The sequence below is a fragment of the Fibrobacterota bacterium genome, from assembly GCA_019509785.1.
Taxonomy (GTDB): Bacteria; Fibrobacterota; Fibrobacteria; order UBA11236; family UBA11236; genus Chersky-265.
In genome coordinates this window covers 36,316-54,326 of record JAEKLQ010000033.1, presented here as the reverse complement: position 1 = coordinate 54,326, position 18,011 = coordinate 36,316, and the positions used below count along the sequence as shown (strand labels likewise).

Annotated in this window: 18 protein-coding genes and 1 pseudogene; 12 read left to right on the top strand and 7 right to left on the bottom strand. The window is 62.9% G+C overall.

What is annotated here, in order from left to right:
• Positions 1 to 2 precede the first annotated feature (2 nt).
• The 4 genes from JF616_08845 to JF616_08830 all read right to left on the bottom strand — a co-directional run bounded on the left by JF616_08845 (position 3) and on the right by JF616_08830 (position 3,135).
• A complete protein-coding gene (locus JF616_08845; GenBank protein MBW8887848.1) occupies positions 3 to 431 on the bottom strand; it encodes a hypothetical protein in 429 nt (142 codons plus the stop codon).
• Between the two features lie 15 nt (positions 432 to 446).
• Entirely contained in the window at positions 447 to 884 is a 438-nt protein-coding gene (locus JF616_08840) for a hypothetical protein (GenBank protein ID MBW8887847.1), read from the bottom strand.
• Positions 881 to 2,233 carry a signal recognition particle protein gene (ffh, locus tag JF616_08835; protein ID MBW8887846.1) on the bottom strand — a complete coding sequence of 451 codons (1,353 nt, stop codon included), beginning with the start codon at positions 2,231 to 2,233 and terminating at the stop codon, positions 881 to 883. Before ffh ends, JF616_08840 begins: the two co-directional genes overlap by 4 nt.
• Before the next feature lie 317 nt (positions 2,234 to 2,550).
• The gene (locus tag JF616_08830) at positions 2,551 to 3,135 is read right to left on the bottom strand and encodes a hypothetical protein (protein ID MBW8887845.1); all 585 of its coding nucleotides are present in this window, start codon (positions 3,133 to 3,135) and stop codon (positions 2,551 to 2,553) included.
• A gap of 131 nt (positions 3,136 to 3,266) precedes the next feature.
• Between JF616_08830 and JF616_08825 the strand changes: the two genes are divergently transcribed.
• The gene (locus JF616_08825) at positions 3,267 to 3,716 is read left to right on the top strand and encodes a DUF393 domain-containing protein (protein ID MBW8887844.1); all 450 of its coding nucleotides are present in this window, start codon (positions 3,267 to 3,269) and stop codon (positions 3,714 to 3,716) included.
• A gap of 14 nt (positions 3,717 to 3,730) precedes the next feature.
• Here JF616_08825 and JF616_08820 read toward each other — a convergent pair whose 3' ends face one another.
• The gene (locus JF616_08820) at positions 3,731 to 4,639 is read right to left on the bottom strand and encodes a hypothetical protein (protein ID MBW8887843.1); all 909 of its coding nucleotides are present in this window, start codon (positions 4,637 to 4,639) and stop codon (positions 3,731 to 3,733) included.
• Positions 4,640 to 4,836: 197 nt separating this feature from the next.
• Between JF616_08820 and ilvC the strand changes: the two genes are divergently transcribed.
• Together ilvC and JF616_08810 are read left to right on the top strand one after the other, a co-directional pair.
• A complete protein-coding gene (ilvC, locus tag JF616_08815) occupies positions 4,837 to 5,841 on the top strand; it encodes a ketol-acid reductoisomerase (GenBank protein ID MBW8887842.1) in 1,005 nt (334 codons plus the stop codon).
• A gap of 153 nt (positions 5,842 to 5,994) precedes the next feature.
• Complete coding sequence (locus tag JF616_08810; GenBank protein MBW8887841.1) at positions 5,995 to 6,555, top strand: hydrolase; 561 nt, start codon at positions 5,995 to 5,997, stop codon at positions 6,553 to 6,555.
• A gap of 10 nt (positions 6,556 to 6,565) precedes the next feature.
• Here JF616_08810 and JF616_08805 read toward each other — a convergent pair whose 3' ends face one another.
• A complete protein-coding gene (locus tag JF616_08805; GenBank protein MBW8887840.1) occupies positions 6,566 to 7,357 on the bottom strand; it encodes a DUF4412 domain-containing protein in 792 nt (263 codons plus the stop codon).
• A gap of 167 nt (positions 7,358 to 7,524) precedes the next feature.
• On the opposite strand from JF616_08805, the gene JF616_08800 reads away from it, so the two are divergent.
• The 9 genes from JF616_08800 (at position 7,525) to JF616_08760 (ending at position 15,921) form a co-directional block, all read left to right on the top strand.
• On the top strand, positions 7,525 to 8,751 hold the full coding sequence (locus JF616_08800; protein MBW8887839.1) for a hypothetical protein: 1,227 nt from the start codon (positions 7,525 to 7,527) through the stop codon (positions 8,749 to 8,751).
• A 206-nt stretch (positions 8,752 to 8,957) separates the two neighbouring features.
• Complete coding sequence (gene leuB, locus JF616_08795) at positions 8,958 to 10,064, top strand: 3-isopropylmalate dehydrogenase (protein MBW8887838.1); 1,107 nt, start codon at positions 8,958 to 8,960, stop codon at positions 10,062 to 10,064.
• Positions 10,065 to 10,068: 4 nt separating this feature from the next.
• A complete protein-coding gene (locus tag JF616_08790) occupies positions 10,069 to 11,007 on the top strand; it encodes a flippase-like domain-containing protein (protein ID MBW8887837.1) in 939 nt (312 codons plus the stop codon).
• Positions 11,008 to 11,138: 131 nt separating this feature from the next.
• On the top strand, positions 11,139 to 11,864 hold the full coding sequence (locus tag JF616_08785; protein ID MBW8887836.1) for a class I SAM-dependent methyltransferase: 726 nt from the start codon (positions 11,139 to 11,141) through the stop codon (positions 11,862 to 11,864).
• Positions 11,865 to 11,868: 4 nt separating this feature from the next.
• Positions 11,869 to 12,624: a methyltransferase domain-containing protein gene (locus JF616_08780; GenBank protein MBW8887835.1), complete on the top strand. Its 756-nt coding sequence runs from the start codon at positions 11,869 to 11,871 to the stop codon at positions 12,622 to 12,624.
• Positions 12,621 to 13,391: a ChbG/HpnK family deacetylase gene (locus tag JF616_08775; GenBank protein ID MBW8887834.1), complete on the top strand. Its 771-nt coding sequence runs from the start codon at positions 12,621 to 12,623 to the stop codon at positions 13,389 to 13,391. Before JF616_08780 ends, JF616_08775 begins: the two co-directional genes overlap by 4 nt.
• Before the next feature lie 72 nt (positions 13,392 to 13,463).
• Positions 13,464 to 14,477 carry a branched-chain amino acid aminotransferase gene (locus JF616_08770; protein ID MBW8887833.1) on the top strand — a complete coding sequence of 338 codons (1,014 nt, stop codon included), beginning with the start codon at positions 13,464 to 13,466 and terminating at the stop codon, positions 14,475 to 14,477.
• Between the two features lie 55 nt (positions 14,478 to 14,532).
• Positions 14,533 to 15,165, top strand: coding sequence for a class I SAM-dependent methyltransferase (locus JF616_08765; protein MBW8887832.1), 633 nt, complete (start codon positions 14,533 to 14,535; stop codon positions 15,163 to 15,165).
• Between the two features lie 3 nt (positions 15,166 to 15,168).
• Positions 15,169 to 15,921: a GNAT family N-acetyltransferase gene (locus JF616_08760; GenBank protein ID MBW8887831.1), complete on the top strand. Its 753-nt coding sequence runs from the start codon at positions 15,169 to 15,171 to the stop codon at positions 15,919 to 15,921.
• A gap of 55 nt (positions 15,922 to 15,976) precedes the next feature.
• Here JF616_08760 and JF616_08755 read toward each other — a convergent pair.
• Positions 15,977 to 17,933: pseudogene (locus JF616_08755) on the bottom strand (NAD-dependent epimerase/dehydratase family protein).
• Between the last annotated feature and the right edge of the window lie 78 nt (positions 17,934 to 18,011).

The window sequence follows — 18,011 nt, the reverse complement described above, 5'->3', positions numbered from 1 at the left end:
GCTTATGGCCCCGGCCGCCGGTTGGCTTCCCGGAATTGGTCGAACCAATCCCGCGCGTCCGTCATGCTGCAGTCGGGGACCTTGGGGCCGGGATAGGTATAGTCGGGATGGACGGCGGGCGTGGAACTGGAGAAGCTCGTGGTATCGAACCCATGCACGGTTAGCGTGACGGATTCCCCGTTGCGGAGCCCGTGATACCGTAGGCTATTGGCATCCACGGTTTCCAATTCGATATCATAGCGGGCTGAATCCGGAGTCGTGGGCATATCCGCGGCGCGCGGGGATGCGAGGTTCCAAACGTCGCGAATCAGCTTGGACCAAAGCGCGGAATAGCGGATCTTCACCACGCCGCCGGCGATTTCCCATTCGATGATCACCTGGGAGGCCCACCAGGCCCCGAAATCATTGTCCAATCGGCGCACCTCGCGCATAGCCGTATCCGTATCCTAGTCCAGTGATTCCAAGCGCATGGAAAGCTGGCGCCAGCGCCCTTCCAGGCCCGTTCCCTTTCCGAACCGGGCCAGGCGGAAGACCTTGTCTGGCTGGACATAGCCTCCCCCCAGGCCGGTAGGATGGGATGGCAGGGTCAGGGTGAGGAGACTATCGGCCAAATCGATGCGCAGGGAATCGAAGCGTTCGGAAAAAGTGTCGCGCACCATGCGGACCGGACCTTTATAGCAGGTAAAGGCGGAGTCGGCGGAAATCTTTTCGACGAGCCATCCCCCCGCGACCGTATAGGGGATGGAAGCGGTGGGCGCGACGGTCAGGGGCTCCGAAGGATCCGGATCCGCGGAAGACTGTCGCACCGATTGGCCCGGCCCCCCGAGGATACAACCCATCAAGGCCGCGGCGACGAGGGGAGGTACCAGGTTTTTAAGGTTCATGCCCCCGGCATCCGCCCTTTTTGCATCATCTTCTGCATCTGGCGCATGCCGCCCATCTTCCCGGCCATTCCGGAGAATTGCTTCATCATCTTTTGCATCTGCTCGAATTGCTTCAGCACCTGGTTCACTTCCTGGATGGACGTGCCGCTGCCGTTGGCGATGCGCTTGCGCCGGCTGCCGTCGATGATGCGGGGGACTTGCCGTTCCTTCACGTTCATCGAGCTGAGGATGGCTTCCACGCGGGTCAATTGCTTGTCGTCGACCTTGGCATCCGCCATCTTGGACATGCCCGGGATCATGGAGACGAGATCGGTGAGGGATCCCATCTTCTTGACCTGGCGCAATTGGTTGAGGAAGTCGTCTAGATCGAACTTGTTCTGCTTGAACTTCTTCTCGAGGGCCTTGGCTTGCTTCTCGTCGTAGACGGCCTGGGCCTTCTCGACCAGGGTGAGCACGTCGCCCATCCCCAGGATGCGCGAAGCCATGCGGTCGGGATGGAAGACTTCCATCGCGTCCGGCTTTTCGCCCGTACCTACGTAACGGATCGGTTTCCCCGTGACCGACTTGATGGAGAGGGCCGCGCCGCCGCGGGCGTCGCCGTCCATCTTGGTGAGGATGACGCCGGTGAAATCCAGGCGATCGTTGAAGGCCTTGGCGACGTTCACCGCTTCTTGTCCGGTCATGGCGTCGGCCACGAAGAAGCGCTCCTGCGGCTTGAGCAAGGCGGTGATACGCTCCAGTTCCACCATCAACTCATCGTCGATCTGCAGGCGGCCGGCCGTATCGATGATGGCCAGATCGTATCCGTTGTCTTTCGCGAACTTGCGCCCGTTCTCGGCGATCCGTACGGGGTCGCCGAGGCCTTCGTCGTAAACGGCGATGCCCAGGGACTTGCCGATGGTCTTGAGCTGATCGATGGCGGCGGGGCGATACACGTCGCAGGCCACCAGCAACGGTTTCTTCTTACGCTGGTTGCGGAGGTGCAAGGCCAGCTTGCCGCAGGCCGTGGTCTTGCCCGAGCCCTGCAGGCCCATCATCAGGATGGTGACGGGAGGCGTGCCCTGGAAAGTCGGCTCATCGGATTCGCCCCCTAACAGGGCGACCAATTCGTCGTGGAGGATTTTCACCATCACCTGGCCGGGGGAAAGCGAATTGAGGACCTCGGCCCCCATGGCCTTTTCCTTCACCGAGTTGATGAAATCCTTGGCAGTCTTGAAATTGACGTCGGCGGCGAGGAGTACTACGCGGACTTCGCGCAGGGTCTCGGTCACGTTTTCTTCGGTTAGCTGGGCCTGGCCCCGCAAGCGCTTGAAGACGCCTTCGAGTTTGTCGGAAAGCTGTTCGAACATGGGGAACAAGATATAAATCGGGGGGTTGGGCCGCGAAGCTCGGGGTTGGTCCCGGGCTGTACGTGGGCGCGGGGAGGCTCAGACGAGGCTGGCCTATGGGCGAGGTCTACGCGTGTCCCGGGAATCAGGTCGCCCGCGCATTTGAAGAGCGCGGGCTTTCGCTTTTATCGGCCCGTTACCGATTCCCGTGACGCGCTCCGCCTCGATTCGCCTCCCCGCGCCCCGCCCAGCCCGTCTCCGCCCGCGATTCGCGGACCAACTCCGCCCATTGGGCGAAAGGGAATAAAGGGAAAGAAAGGAATGACCCGGGTGGTCGGTTAGAAAGCTTTTCCCAGGGATACGGAAAGCATGAGACCGCTGCCGAATACGGTGTCTAGGACCTTTTTGCCTTTATCGCTGGCGACGCCTTCGGTGATTTCATATGGCTTATCGGAAAGCAATTGCGAATAGCCGAGATTGGAGATAACCAGGAACCCGTTGTTGGCGAGGAATTCCACTCCGAGCATGAAATCCAGGAAGGTGGTCGGTTTGGTCTCCAGCTTCAAATCGGCCTTGGTATCCGAATCCTGGACCTTGACTTCCTGGTTGCCCGATCCCAAACCGTACTTCAATCCCAGCCCGCCGTAGAAGGAGGTCTTGTCCTTGGGGGTGAACAGGTAACGCGCGCGCAGGCCGGGCCGTAGCCCGGAGGAACTGAGGCCGGCTCCGAGGTCAATCGCCAAACTCGGCATCGCATAATAGGTCCCCACCGGGCCCACGAGGCTGCTCAGGCTGTTCATCCCGATTTCGGCGCTGATGGCCCACTTCCGCTGGTTCCGCATGTCCGTCGAGTCGGTTTGGGCGTTTGCGGAAGTGAATGCGATAGCGCAGATAAGAGCCGGAAAGGGTATTACGAACCTCACTCTATACATCCTTTGATCGTGGGACTAAAAAGGAAGCAATAAAAGTGTTCATACGTCAATATGGCCGCCTGCAACATCGCGATCGCGATGGGGCGGGTGCCGGGGGGAGGGACAAGATCTACCTTGGGTACATGCCCGAGCCGCGCATCGGTCCCGACGAACATCCCATCCTTTTTTTCGATGGCGTATGCGCCCTGTGCAACGGTTTCGCCGATTTCGTGGCGGCCCGCGATGGGCGGGGCCGATTCCGGATCGCGGCCTTGCAAGGCGAGACGGCCACGGCGATGCGGGCGATGGAAGCGCAGCCGCCCGGGCCCCCGCCCGCGCAGGGGGATTCCGATCCGCTGCGGAGCTTTTTGCTCTGGGACCGTGGGCGCTGGTTCCGGAAGTCGGACGCGGCGCTACGGGTGATCGCGGGCTTAGGAGGCGTATGGCGGCTGGCCGTGCCTTTGCTTTGGATACCGCGTATCATCCGGGATACCGTTTATGATTTCGTCGCGCGCAACCGCTACCGTTGGTTCGGGAAGCGCGAGACCTGCCGCATGCCGAAGCCTTCGGAGCGCGGGCGTTTCCTGCCTTGAACGAGTTCAGCGGACTATGGCCGCGGCGCTTCGATCCAGGCCGCCGAGCGCGGCGGGGAAGAACGCCGGATTTTCCGGCCCTCGGGAGTGAAGCGGGATGTCGGGCCTAAGACGGACTTGCGGGGACGGGCACCGACGGTGGACAAAGGGGTACAGCCGCCGCCGAAGAGAGCGTCCGCGTTCGTCAGCGAGACGGTTCCCAGGGGGGTCACCTGATAGTAGGTATTCTGGTGGTTTATGCAGCCTGCCGGGCAATCCCCGCTGCCCGACGTATACCGGATGATCCAGGCATCGGCGGTCGGCATCGCCGTATAGGAAACGTCCGGTCCACCGATGGATGTAGTGAAGACCGGTCCCAGCTTCGCCTTCACGATTCCCCTGGGTTGTCCGTTGATCGCCCAAGCCGTATCCAGGTAGCGACCGAGAGAAGACAAGGCATCTGCGATGGGGAAGGGGGCGGGGTCCGTGGACAGGATACGGCATTCCGGGCGGTACATCCAGACAGCGGGGTGCCCTTTCATCGTGACCCGCAAAACGATCCTATTCCGCAGCGTATCGCCGGCGGTCAGCCTGACGCCCGAGGTGCTATCGATAAAAGAATCGGGGATGCCGCTGCCGTCGTAAGAAACGCTCGCGACCACGCTGTCGCGAGGTTCGATGCCGTCATTGAAGAAGATGGCGGTATCCACCGGGCGCCGGGAAAGGACCTTGAGGGATGCGGAAGCGCCGGCCGGACCGGCGTTCGACGTCCTTTCCACCATCAGGTCCAGCAAGCCTTCCTGAACCACGGCTTCGCCCCGCGGCCCGAAGCCGACCAGGGAATGGCCGTCCGGGCCTTCGCAACAGGCCCTTGCGGGAGGAGTCCAGGCCGCGCTAAAGGCGATGGCAGCCAGGCAGGCACGAAGCGTCGCGTCTTTTCCCATGGGCTCAATCTCCTTGATTCGGCGATCCGGCGCCGCCCGTTCCGAGGCGGTGTATTATGAACTTAAGCTCAATTTACCTGGGCGCGGTTCGGGTCCCTCCCGGTAATTTCGCCTTTTTGCTAAATTCCCGCCCTGATTTTCAGGATACGGGAAAACGGGCCGCCCCATCTCGGGTCGGGCCAGGAAAGGACGAAGCGATGGCGTTGAAAGTGTACACCATGAAGGACGGGTCGATGGCGCCCCTCAAGGGCAAGACCGTGGCCGTGATCGGCTACGGCAGCCAGGGACATGCCCAGGCCCAGAACCTGCGCGATAGCGGGGTCAAGGTCATCATCGGCCAGCGCAAGGGTTCGCCCAATTACAAGCTCGCCGTCAAGCATGGCTTCAAGCCCGTGTCCGCCGCCGAGGCCGCCGCCCAGGCCGATATCATCCAGATCCTGCTGCCGGACGAAGTGCAGAAGGCGGTGTACGAAGCCGACATCCTGCCCAACCTGAAGCCCGGCAAGACTCTGGTTTGGTCCCATGGCTTCAACATCCACTTCGGCATCATCAAGCCCCCGAAGGACGTGAACGTGATCATGATCGCGCCCAAGGGCCCGGGCCATCTGGTCCGCAGCGAGTTCACCAAGGGCGGCGGTGTGCCTTGCCTCATCGCCATCCAGCAGGATGCCACCGGCACCGCCCGGCAAATCGCCCTGGCCCATGCCCGCGGCGTGGGCGGCCTCAAGGCCGGCGCCATCGAGACCACTTTCAAGGACGAGACCGAGACCGATTTGTTCGGCGAGCAGAGCGTTTTGTGCGGCGGCCTGTCGGCGCTGGTCAAGGCCGGCTTCGAGACTTTGATCGAGGCGGGTTATCCGGAGGAGTTGGCTTATTTCGAGTGCATGCACGAAGTGAAGCTGATCGTGGACTTGTTCTACCAGGGCGGCCTCAGTTATATGCGTTACTCGGTATCGAACACCGCCGAGTTCGGCGACATGGTCACCGGCCCGCGCATCATCACCGCCAAGACCAAGGTGGAGATGAAGAAGGTCCTGAAGGAAATCCAGAACGGCAAGTTCGCCAAGACCTTCTTGACCGAACTGCAAAGCGGCGGAAAGAATTTCCGCGCCTGGGAAGCCAAGGAAAAGCAGCATCCGCTCGAAGTGGTGGGCCGCAAGCTGCGCAAGAACATGAAGTGGATCGAGTCCAAAGAGGTTTGAAAACCTTCCCGAGGTTCCGGGAAACGTCCCGAAGTCCGAAAGGACTTCCGGGGTTTGAAAAACGGCCCGGCGGCAACGCCGGCGGCCCTCGGTTCCAGGCCCGCCGGCGCGATCCGGCGGGCCTTTCTATTTTGCTCCCCTGGAGGCCTCCCTATGAGAAACCCCGATTCCCTTTTGCGATCCGGCGATTCCGTACTGGCCTTGATCGATATTCAGGAAAAATTCCGCCCGAGCATTTCCGGGCTCGACGACGTGATCCGGCGGATCGAGATCCTGGCCCGGGCGGCTTTGCGTTTGGGGGTGCCGGTGCTGGCCACCGAGCAATATCCCAAGGCTTTGGGTCCCACCGTTCCTGAAATCAAACGCTGGCTACCGGACTCGCAGGCTTACCTTGCGAAGATGTGCTTCAGTTCCGCGGCTTGCGAACCTTTCCGGGAAGCCATGGATTCGACCCGCCGCAAGCAAGTGGTTGTGGCCGGGATCGAGGCCCACGTATGCGTGCTGCAAACGGCCCTGGAGCTCGCCGCTTCCGGCTATTCCGTCTACGTGGTGGAGGATGCGGTATCGTCGCGTAAGGCCGCGGACAGGCAGGCGGCCCTGGAGCGGATGTCCCGGCATGGGGTGGAGCGGATCAGCACCGAGATGGCGGTTTTCGAGTGGTTGCGGGAGGCCGGTACTCCTGAGTTCAAGGAATTGCAGGCCTTGATCAAATAGGCCCGGCCCGTTACTCCGGCTTCCCCATCTTCTCCATTTTGTTTTCGGTGAAGCCCGCGGGCATCTCGAACAGGGAGGCGTCCAGGCTTTCCTTCTTCACGCTCTTCAGGTCGCTTTCCCATGTAGGCTTGCCGTCCTTATAGCCGATGGACTTCACGGGCACGCCCTCCAGGCCATTTTCCTTGTTGCCGATCAGATCCGGCATGCCCTTGGCGAACTTCTGGAAAAACTTCGCCATGTCCGTGACGACTTTCACATCCGCTTCCTGCAAGCCGATGCTTTTGGGCGCCGCCGTCCATAGCTCCGAAACCTTGGCGCTGTCCCGGTAGCCTTCGTATTTCTCCGTGGACCAACCCTCCACCTTGCCGCCATCGCCGATTTTCCGATAGGTGATCCGCGGAGCCTGGGCGCCGCCCGACGCCATCTTCGCCATCATCTCTTCCATCATCTTCTGCCGTTCCGGAGGCAGGCTTTTCATTTGCTCCCGCAACTTCGCCATGATGGCGTCCTTCTTCGCGTGCATGGCTTCGAGATCCTTCTCGGTCATGACGGTGCAGGTTTTTTTCTGGGTATCGATCATCCAGAACGCGTTCTTGTCGCCGCGGTAGACCACGTAGTTGGAGGGGTTCTGGCCCATGTCGATGCGGGCCTTGTCGCCTTCGAGGTGGATCAGGTTGGTCATGGGCGGCTTGTCGCCATCGAGTTGCTTCATGAGCTGGGTGATGGTGACGCCGGCATGGGCGGCGCAGATCATGAGGGCGCAGAAGAGGGTGCCGGAAGCGAGGGGCGTTGACCGTTTCATGTGGGTCCTCCAGGGAGCGATGCGTTCGGTTTGGCTGGTCTCAGCCGGCCATATAACGGGCGGAAAAGTAATGTACGTTTTCACGCTGCGTTTTCGGAAGGACAGCTTTGCGAATGTTCCGACCCTTTCCCCGGGTATTATCCGCGGGCAATGCCCGGATCACCGGGTTGGCGATTGCCGTTTTCATTTCCTTCTCGAAAGGGGAGGCCGGGGCCGATGGGCATCCGCCTTCGCCGCTAGGTCCGGCTAGGGTGGAAGCCTTTGTCGAGGTCTTTTCCCGCCAAGGCTTCGTATTGAAGGATTCCATCCGCGGCGATTTGAACCGGGATTCCCTTTCCGATCTGATCCTCGTCTTCACGAAGAAGGCCGGCCCGGAAAGCGCGGATGCGGACTCGGTCGAGCCCCGTCCCATCGCGGGTTTATTGGGAGCGGGCGGGGGGCTTTATGCGCAGGCCTTCGTGAACCGGAGCGCCGTGCTGTGCGGAGCTTGCGGCACGGGGTTGCTAGACCCCTATTCGGGAACGGTCATCAAGCAAGGATTCTTTTCCTTGGAGCAATCCGGATCGACAACGACGATGGATTGGAAAAGGATAACCACCTTCCGCTATGCCGACTCCCTGAAATCCTGGATTCTGCACAAGGATGGTATGGTAAGCCGGGACATCCATGACAATCAAAGGCCTACGCCGAAAACCCGGACCGTGATCCGGACCCGGAAAGATTTCGGCAGCATCCCCATCGACTCGTTCGATATCTACGCTCTCGACAATCATTACGCGGACATCGATTCCGGCAAGATCTTCCCCGTTTCCGAAGGGCCTCCTGTCTCTTACCTGCCCGGGCATCGCGTGAAATCCGGAATCTGGAACGTCCTTGATTACTGCGCGGATCGCGTGAGACAGCGGTACCTGTTCTTCCTGAAATCCGAGGGCGATGCGTTCGAATCGGCCTCGGAAAGCGATCTATCGGTAAGCTATGAACTGATCCTGAACAGGCCGAAAGCGGATACCTGCGGCGGCCTGGCGTTCAGGGACCTGCCCGGGATCAATCCAGGGAAGATCCCGCGCGCGAAGTTTGATTCGGCTTTGAACGCCTATTACCTGGGAAAAGATACCGTCGCCTACCCCCTGCTGCGGGACTCGGCCAATCCGCAGCTATGGCATTGGATATTCCGGCGAGGCCAGGATGCGCAGGCCTCCTCGAGAACCGAGTTCGCCAACGAACAAAATCCCCCGGCCATCTTGTATTGCGGCGATCTCAATCGGGATGGATTCCTGGACTTCATCGCCAAATTCGAATCGACGGTAGAACAAACCGTCCTTTATCTCTCGGAGCGGGATGCCAACGGCAAGGCGAGGATGGAGCGGGCCGGGGAAATCGTTTTCGCGGAATGAAGCCCGCGGCCGCCCGCTTTCCGTTAATGCAATGGGTTATGGCACGCCGGGGCGTTGCGGGGCGGAGCCCCCGCAGCGGGGGTAGCGGAAGCCACCGCAGGGCCCTACGCGACTAACGGGTGAGCGCCCGAGGAGGCTGGAGCGAGGGGGAGGCTTCCCCCTCCCGATTTGTAGGGTCGCGCGGGGCAGGGTTATATTTGCCCTCCATGAAAACCTATAAGATCGCGGTATTGGCGGGCGACGGCATTGGCCCGGAAGTGATGGCGGAATCCTTGAAGGTGCTGGATGCGGCGGGCCGCAAGCATGGCTTCGGATTCGAATACAAGTATGCCGACGTGGGCGGATGCGCCATCGACAAGCACGGCGAGGCTTTGCCGGCCGCGACCTTGAAGGCCTGCGAGGAAAGCCAGGCCATCCTGTTCGGATCGGTGGGCGGGCCCAAGTGGGAGTCGCTTCCGCCCGAGAAGCAGCCTGAGCGGGCGGCGCTGTTGCCGTTGCGCAAGCATTTCAAGCTGTTCTGCAACCTGCGGCCGGCGAAGGTGTACAAGGCCTTGGCCGCCGCCTGCCCCCTGCGCCCGGACATCGTGGGCGAGGGGTTCGATATCCTGTGCATCCGCGAGCTGACGGGCGGCATCTATTTCTCCAAACGGCCGGGCAGCAAGGGCCGCGAAGGCTCGGGACCGGAGGAGCGCGCCTGGGACACCAAGGAATACACCCGCGCCGAGATCGAGCGCATCGCGCATAAGGCCTTCCAGGCCGCGCGCCTGCGGCGCAAGCAGGTGACGTCCATCGACAAGGCCAACGTGCTGACCAGCATGGTCTTTTGGCGGGAAGTCGTGACGGAAGTCGCGAAGCAATATCCGGACGTGAAGCTGAACCACATGTACGTCGATAACGCGGCCATGCAGTTGGTCAAGTGGCCGCACCAATTCGACGTGATGCTGTGCGGCAACATGTTCGGCGACATCCTTTCGGACGAATGCGCCATGATCACGGGGTCGATGGGGCTGTTGGCCTCGGCGAGCCTTTCCGAATCGGGATTCGGCCTGTTCGAACCCGCCGGGGGTTCGGCCCCGGATATCGCGGGCAAGGGCATCGCCAATCCCGTGGCCCAGATCCTTTCGGCCGCCCTGATGTTGCGCTACGCCTTCAACGAGGATGCGGCCGCTCGCAGCATCGAGGCGGCGGTGGCCAAGGCCATCGACGGGGGCGTACGTACCCTGGACATCGCGGTGCCCGGTCCCACGGGAACCATGATGGGTACGGTGGGGACCAAGGGCATGGGCGAGGCCATCGTCAAGGCTTTGGGCTGATCGCGTGGCCCGGCCCAGGGCCTGGGCCCGCCTGCTCCTGACCCTCCTTACCTTCGGATTCATTTTCTGGTATCTGCGGTCGCGCCCGCGTATCGATCTCGCCGCGCTGCATCCGCGTTGGGGTTTCTTCGCGCTGGCCGGACTATGCACGGCGCCGGCGTTGGCCCTGCGCGGGCTCAAATGGCGGCTGCTCGCTCGCGGCCTGCTACCGGATATCACCTATGGGCAGGCGTTGCGGAGCTATGCGGGGGCCCTGTCCTTGGGCCTGATCACGCCTGGGCGCCTTGGGGAGTTGTCGCGGGGATTCTATCTGCCCCAAGCGGAGGCCCGCGGCTGGCGGGTTCCCGGCCTGGTACTGATCGACAATTGGCTCGATTTCCTGGCGGTGCTGGTTTGGGCTTGCCTGGGCTGGGCGCTGCATTTCGGGGCCTTGGGTCTCGCGTTCGGGGCGGTGGCGGCGGCATTGTTTTCGCCGGTGCGGGCCTGGTTGCGCCTGGCGGGCAGGGTCGCTTCCCGGTTACCCCGGCTGCGGGGCGCGCGGGACGCGGTGGCGCAGGGCTTGGCGGCGGGCGAGACGGTCGCGGGGCGGGACTGGCGCCGGGCTTGGGCGGTTTCCTTCGCGGCCTTCGCTTTCGATTGGGTGCAAATGGCCCTCTTGATGGCCTTTCTGGTCCCGGCCGCCCCGGCTCCCTGGCGATTGGCCGGGATCATGGCGATGGTGACCTTGGCCAATTCCTTCCAGGTCACCTTCGCGGGACTGGGAGTGCGCGAGGGCTTGGCCATGCTGCTGCTGGCGCGGGAAGGCGTGGGAGCGGAAGCGGCGGTGGCGGCGGCCTTTCTGCAAACCTGCCTGGGCCAATTCGTCCCGGCCCTGGCGGGCTTGGCGGTGCGGCCGGCTCCGGGAGGCGAGGAGGGGAGAGGACCCTGGGAAGGGGCGGTATAGACTTTGTATTGACAATGATTGTCTATACAGTGTGTAGGGCAGCTAGGAATGGCATGCTCCCTGGGGGTCTCGCTACGGCTCATCGGCATCCCCGTATTGAAGCGTTCCCGCCCGGAATGATAGGATGAGGCGTGGATCCCGCCCTGGCCGACCGCATCGTTACCCGCTATCCGCGGGCTTCCTCTTTCCAGCGTTGGCATTTGCGCGGCCGTCTGCACCTTTGCCCTTACGATAAACTCCTGAAGCATCTGACCGGGCCGGACAACCTCCTGGACGTGGGCTGCGGATTCGGGCATTTGGCCTGGTTCCTGCGGGAGACGGGATCGAGTTTGAAGTATTACGGAACGGACATCGACGAGCGCAAGATCGCGGCGGCGCGCGCCAGCCTGGATGCCGCGCATGCGAACGGACCGTCCTTCGACCGAGCGTCTACGGGCCGGGCATCCATCGAGCCATCGTCAGTTGATCAGCCGGCTTTCTTCCCGGGCGATGCCCGCGAGGTAGCCGGCCTGCCGGAGCGCTTCGGCAATATCCTGTTCCTGGACGTCATTTACCTGATGCCATGGGAATTGCAGCTGCGGATGCTGGCCTGGGCCATGGACCGCTTGGCTCCCGGCGCCGACAGCGTCATCCTGGTCAAGAGCTTGGATGAGGCCAAGGGCTTTTCGGGCTTCCGCGCGGTGGCGGAAGAGTGGCTCATGGTGCGGGTCCTGCGGCGCACGCGCGATTCCGGCGCGCTCAACGGCATGCGGCCTTTCCCGGAATACGCCGCCTTCGCCCGCGAACGCGGATTCCGTTGCGCCATCGATCCCCTCGGTACGTTCAATCCTTCTTCCCTTCTTCGCTTCACCCGGTAACGCCTTGGTTACGGACTATTTCGCCTACGAAAAAAAGCTGTGCCGGATCGGGCTCATCCCGGCCTTGGCGCGCCAGGGATTCGGGCCGGCCGGCAAGGCGGTGTTGGACGTGGGCTGCGGTTACGGCGGCGTCCTGGCCGCTCTGGCGGAAATCTACCCGTTGGGGCGGGCCCTGGGCCTCGATCTGGATGCGGAAATGATCGCGCGCGGGAAAGCCGAAGCGCCCGCCGGCGTGGTCCTGGAAGCGCGGGATTTCTTTTCGGTCGCGGACGGGGGTTTCGATCTCATCGTGCTGCGCGACGTGCTGGAGCATATGCCCCATGCGGCGGACGCCCTCCTGAAGGCGGCTTCGCTCTTGGCTCCGGGAGGGATCATCTTCGCGAGCTTCGCGCCCTTCTGGTCGCCCTTCGGCGGGCATCAGCATAACGGCGCCGGGTTCTTCGCCAACGTGCCCTGGCTCCAGGCGCTTCCCGAAGCCTGGTTCCGGCGCGCCTTGCGCCTGGAAGGGAATAGTTATAAATCGAACCGGGCCTTGGCCGAGGATATGGAAAGCGTGCTGCGAACGCGGCTGACGATAGGCGGGTTCCGGCGAATGCTTCCCGCAGCGGGCCTGCGCCTGGAGCGTTTCCATCGCTATCTCATCCGCCCGGATTTCCGCTTGAAGTTCGGATTGCCGGCGGTAGGCTTTCCCGCCCTTCCCTGGATCGACGAGCTGGCCTGCACCGGCGTGGAAGCCATTCTCGCCAAGGCGGCCACGTGATTCCCGCCAACCTCATCATCAACGCCGACGACTTCGGGCTGGACGCCCGGGTTTCCATGGCCATCGCCCTATGCTTGGACGAGGGCCTGATCAACTCCTTCTCGGTGTATCCATTTACCGATCCGTTCCACGAGGGACTCTTGCGCGCGATGCTGCGGCGGCACCCGTCGGTCAAGGTGGGCGCCCATCTGGCCGTGACGGGGCCGGGACTACGCGAGCATCCCGGTCATTTCCGCGATTTCCTCTCCCGCTACGTAACCGGGAAGTTTCCCCTGCCGGGCCTGCGATCGTCGTGGCGGGCCCAGGTGGCGGAGTTGCGGCGGCGCATCGGCAGGGACCCCGATCATCTCGACAGCCATCAGCATCTGCATGTCCTGCCCGGCCTTTGGGGGATCGCCCTTTCCCTGCAACGCGAATTCAACGTGCCCCGCCTGCGCGTGCCCTACGAGGGCTTGCGCCGCGCGATGGTTTATCGCTTCCCCTTCGGGGCCGGGCTGCAAGCCCTGGCGCGCATGCGGGCGGTCCGCAGGCCTCCCGCCTTCCTGGGATTCTTCACCAGCACCGCCTTCACCTTGGAGGCGAACCGCCTCGGATTGGAGCGGGTGCTGGCCGAACCGCAGCGGCGTTTCGAGCTGATGGTCCATCCGGCCGTATCGGAAATGCCGGAGGGGGCCCCGCCCGGCGTCGGCCTGGCGCCAGGGCAGGCCCGCGAACCGGAAGAATTGCGGAAGCTGGCCGAATTCTTCGGCGCTCGCATGGCGCCATGAAGCCGAATCATCGATTAAGAGCCTCCATTCCCGCGGGGGCTCTTATTATCTTGGTAAAATCAGGAGCCGCCCATGCCATCACTTGACTGGAAAAACCTAGGATTCGCCTACCTACCGACCAACGGGCACGCGCAAGCCGATTTCAAGGACGGGAAGTGGGGCCCCTTGGAGTTCAAGCGGGAACCTTACTTGCCCATGCACGTCGCCGCCAATTGCCTGCATTACGGCCAAGCCGTTTTCGAGGGGCTCAAGGCCTTCACCACCCAGGCGGGCAAAGCCGTGATGTTCCGTCCCGAGCGCAACGCCGAGCGCATGCACGCATCCGCCGATCGCTTGTGCATGGAAGCGCCTTCGACGGAGCTCTTCATCGAGGCCTGCCGCATGGCCGTGGATCGGAATCGTGACTTCTTGCCTCCGCACGGCACCGGCGCCAGCATGTATCTGCGCCCGCTTTTGATCGGCACCGAGCCGACGGTAGGCATCAAGCCCTCTTCGACCTTTTCCTTCATCGTGCTGGTGACGCCGGTGGGCCCTTATTATAAGGATGGCTTCGCACCCGTGGAAGCGCTGGTGACGGAGGATTACGATCGCGCCGCCCCCAAAGGGACCGGTCGGGCCAAATGCGCCGGCAATTACGCGGCCAGCCTCAAGCCCGGCATCGTGGCCAAGAAGATGGGATATCCCATCGTGCTTTTCGCCGATCCCCGCGAGAACCTGTACGTGGACGAGTTCGGGACCTCCAACTTCATCGGCATCACCCCGGACGGGCAATTCAAGACCCCGGAATCGCCGTCCATCCTGGAAAGCATCACCAACGAGTCGTTGCAGATGCTGGCGAAAGACATGGGTCTCCGGGTGGTGCGCGGACCCATCCGCTTGTCGGGGCTGGAACAATTCAAGGAAGTGGGCGCCTGCGGCACGGCCGCGGTGATCACTCCCGTGTATTCGATCCAATACCGCGATAAGAAGTTCACCTTCGGCGAAAAAGGCAAGGCGGGGGAGACCCTGACCCGGCTTTATAAGGCCTTGCAGGCGATCCAATACGGTGAAGCTGCCGACAAGTTCGGCTGGCTCACCACGGTTTAAAGGCCACAACCCGATCGAGGTTGAGCCCCATCCGCCAAGGCGGTACAATTCCGGCATGGCCCAGAACGATACCGGACTCCGCCGGCTGCTGACCTGGCCCTGGTTCTACGATTTCTTCCAAGACCTGGTCGGCGGCGTCGCCCTCCGTCGCCGTTTCGTAAACGAGTTCCTGCGCCCTTCCCCCGGCGCCCGCGTCCTGGACATCGGCTGCGGTACCGGGAACATGCTCTCCTACCTCCCCGACGGTTGCGGTTACCTGGGATTCGATTTCAGCGAGGATTACATCGCAGCCGCGCGCGCGCGTTATGGGGAGCGCGGCCGGTTTACCTGCGCCAGGGTCGATGCGCATGGGGCGGCGCAAGGCCTCGAAGGCGAAGGGAAGTTCGATTTCGCCATCGCCTTCGGAGTGCTTCACCACTTGGACGACGCCGAAGCCGCGCGCGTCTTCGATTGCGCCCGGCAGTCGCTCAAGCCGGGCGGGCGTTTGGCCACCATCGATCCCGCCTTCGTGGCCGGCCAAGGGAAACTCGCCCGTTACGTAGTCTCCCGTGATCGCGGCCGCAACGTCCGCACGCCCGAAGGGTATGCCGGCCTTGGGCGCGGGATTTTCCCGGACCTGGAAGTCCACGTCCTCCGCGATACCCTCCGCATCCCTTCGGACGCGGTCGTTCTGGTTGCCAAGGCCTGAAGGATGACGGCCGCGACTCCGCTCCCGGACTGGGAAGCGCTTCCCTGGGACACCGCCTGCTTCGGCTTCCCGACCGCGCGCTTACGCCCGGGCTTGCCCGCCGGGGCATTGGGGAAAGCCGTGGAGTCATTGCGATCCGGCGGCGTCCGCCTCGCATACTGGAATACGCTTCCGGAGGATAAGGAAGGCTTGGCGGCGGCCTCTGCCCTGGGCGGGATGCGGGTCGATGAGCGCGTCAGGTACCTAGCGGATCCGCTGCCGGCGGCATCCACCCCTGCCGTTTCCATCGGTTCGGCTGCTCCGGGGCGCGCGGTGGATGCGACGGGGCGGGGTTGGGATCGGGTCCTGGAGGACCTGGCGATACACGCCGGGAAATATTCCCGATTCAAAACCGATCCCCATTTCCCGGCCGAGGGCTTTCGCGCCCTGTATCGCGAATGGATGCGCAAGTCCCTGACCGGAGAACGCGCCGATGCCGTATTGGTTTTGCCCGGCGTGGCGGATCCGGTCAGCGTCGTTACCCTTACGGCCCGGGACGGGGAAGGCTCCATCGGGCTCATCGCGGTGGCGCCAGGCATGGAAGGCCGGGGCCTGGGCTCCGAGCTGATGCGCGCGTCAGGGGAATGGTTCCGCGCGCGGGGCTGCGCGCGCGCCAGCGTCGTCACCCAAGGCGCGAACCTTGCGGCCTGCGCTCTTTACGAGCGCCATGGCTACCTGGTGAAGCAGCGCGAAATCGTACACCATTTTTGGTTGTGAGGATTTCCGACTGGGAGGGCCTGGCCCTCGTAGCGAATTCGGCTTGGGGCGGAGCTCAGACGCCGTTGCGGCGGTTGGCCAAGAAATCTCCGATGCGCTGACGACCCTGGTATTCCACGCCCGCATGCGTAAGCGAATGGCGGATGTAAAGCGGGCGCCCCTTCGCTTCCTCGAAAATCTTTGCGATGTATTCCCCCAGTACGGCCATGCAAAGCAACTGCATGCCTCCCAGGAACAAGGTGATGCTGATGATGGTGCTGACTCCCCAGGGTATGAGGGGATGACGGAGACGGTCGATGACCTGCCATACGATCCCGAACAGGGAAAGGAAGAAAAGCGCCACGCCGACGTAGCCCATCACTTCCAAGGGCTTGTAGGTGAAGGAGAAGATTCCCTTCTTGGCCCAAGCGACGTTTTTCAGGAGGCTATTGGTGCTGGTTCCGTACTTGCGTTCGGGCCGCAGATAGGGCACGCCGATCTGGCGGAATCCCACCCAGGCGCGCAAGCCCCGTAGGAAGCGATCCTTCTCGGGCAGGGACAGCAGTTCCTCCACCACCTTGCGATCCATGAGCGAGAAATCGCCCGCATCGATGGGCACTTGGATATAGGACATGCGACGGAAGATCCGGTAGAAGCCTTTGTAGGCGAGGTTCAAGAGCCAAGGCGCCTCGCGCTTAATACGGCTGCCGTAGACCACGTCGTAGCCCTCGCGCCATTTGGCGATGAACTCGGGGATGATCTCGGGAGGATCCTGGAGGTCCCCGTCGAGGAGGACGATGGCCTTGCCGGAAGCCACCCCCATCCCGCTCATGAACGCCGATTGGGATCCGAAATTGCGCGTATGCTCCACCGCGACCACATTGGGGTCCTCCACCGAGAGTTTACGGAGCACTTCGCGGCTTTCGTCCGGGGAGCAATCGTTCACGAAGATGATTTCGTAGGTGAAGGCCAGCTCCGCGAACACGGCGGCCAGGCGCGCATGCATCTCGGGAATGGCGCGCGCGTCCTTGTAGCAAGCGATGATGGCCGAGATTTCCGTGGCCTTGCCTTCTCCCTGGCTGCGGCTGAGGGCCTTGAGGCCGGCGTAATCGACGCCGCGCTGCCAGTCATAAGTGGCCCGCAATCCCTTTGCCAACGGGACTTGGGCCTTCCAGCCCAGGCACTCGGCGGCCTTGGCGGGATTGCCGTACCAATCCTCCACGTCCCAGCGGCGGTTGGGCATGGAACCGAAAGATGGCTCCTCGGGTACGGCGAATTCGGAGCGGGCCAGCGCCGCCAGATCGGCCATGGTGGTGCGGGTGCCGGTGGCGATGTTGAAGGATTCCCCGTACAGCGCCGGCTTCATGCGGGCGGCGGCGGCGGCGAAAGCCCGCAAGGCATCACCCACGTAGACGAAGTCGCGCGAAATGCCGGGAGCGACGAAGGGGGGCTGCTTGCCCTCGCGCGCCTTTTCCACCAGGGTCGGGATGAGGCGCTCGGGCTCTTCCCAAGGACCATACACCGAATAGAGGCGCAGGTTGACCACGGGCAAGGCGTGGATCTTGCCGCTCATCGCTTTCCCGGGGGGCCGCGGCGCGCAGTCCGTACTCGGAAGAAGATCCCGCATGCACGTAGGCGTCGAAGCCGGAAGGCCGCAGGGCCTCGAGCAAATGCTGGGTGGAAAGGAAATTGGTGCGGTAGATGAGTTCGGCGTCCTGCTGATGGGGATAGGCCCCGTACGCGGCCAGGTTGAAAACGGTGCGCGGCCGGCAGGTCTCGACCAAGTGCCGCACCGAATGCGCGTAATTGAGATCGCAGACCAGCAGTCGGGAGGCGGGCAAGGCGGCCCGGGCCAAGCGCCAGCCGGCGTTGAGGCGGTGGGTCGCGGCGAATACGTCCGGGCGCAGCGAGCGCAGGGCTTCGAACAAATTGAAGCCCACGAACCCCCCGGCCCCGAGGACCAGGATGGGCCCCTGCAATCCCCGCACCTGGGCCTGGAATTCGGCGTCCAGGTCCGCCCATGCATCCGTCATCGTCATAGCCGCGCCCGTTTCACGGCAGATTGTAACATTCCGGCCCGCTCCGGCGCATCTCCTGGCCCTGGACCCCGC

Excerpts from the sequence above, each read along its gene's own strand:
- JF616_08820 (MBW8887843.1), bottom strand. The coding sequence starts at position 4,639 with ATGGGAAAAGACGCGACGCTTCGTGCCTGCCTGGCTGCCATCGCCTTT.
- JF616_08840 (MBW8887847.1), bottom strand. The coding sequence starts at position 884 with ATGAACCTTAAAAACCTGGTACCTCCCCTCGTCGCCGCGGCCTTGATG.
- ffh (MBW8887846.1), bottom strand. The coding sequence starts at position 2,233 with ATGTTCGAACAGCTTTCCGACAAACTCGAAGGCGTCTTCAAGCGCTTG.
- JF616_08810 (MBW8887841.1), top strand. The coding sequence starts at position 5,995 with ATGAGAAACCCCGATTCCCTTTTGCGATCCGGCGATTCCGTACTGGCC.
- JF616_08825 (MBW8887844.1), top strand. The coding sequence starts at position 3,267 with ATGCCCGAGCCGCGCATCGGTCCCGACGAACATCCCATCCTTTTTTTC.
- JF616_08805 (MBW8887840.1), bottom strand. The coding sequence starts at position 7,357 with ATGAAACGGTCAACGCCCCTCGCTTCCGGCACCCTCTTCTGCGCCCTC.
- JF616_08760 (MBW8887831.1), top strand. The coding sequence starts at position 15,169 with ATGACGGCCGCGACTCCGCTCCCGGACTGGGAAGCGCTTCCCTGGGAC.
- ilvC (MBW8887842.1), top strand. The coding sequence starts at position 4,837 with ATGGCGTTGAAAGTGTACACCATGAAGGACGGGTCGATGGCGCCCCTC.
- JF616_08845 (MBW8887848.1), bottom strand. The coding sequence starts at position 431 with ATGCGCGAGGTGCGCCGATTGGACAATGATTTCGGGGCCTGGTGGGCC.
- JF616_08770 (MBW8887833.1), top strand. The coding sequence starts at position 13,464 with ATGCCATCACTTGACTGGAAAAACCTAGGATTCGCCTACCTACCGACC.
- JF616_08765 (MBW8887832.1), top strand. The coding sequence starts at position 14,533 with ATGGCCCAGAACGATACCGGACTCCGCCGGCTGCTGACCTGGCCCTGG.
- leuB (MBW8887838.1), top strand. The coding sequence starts at position 8,958 with ATGAAAACCTATAAGATCGCGGTATTGGCGGGCGACGGCATTGGCCCG.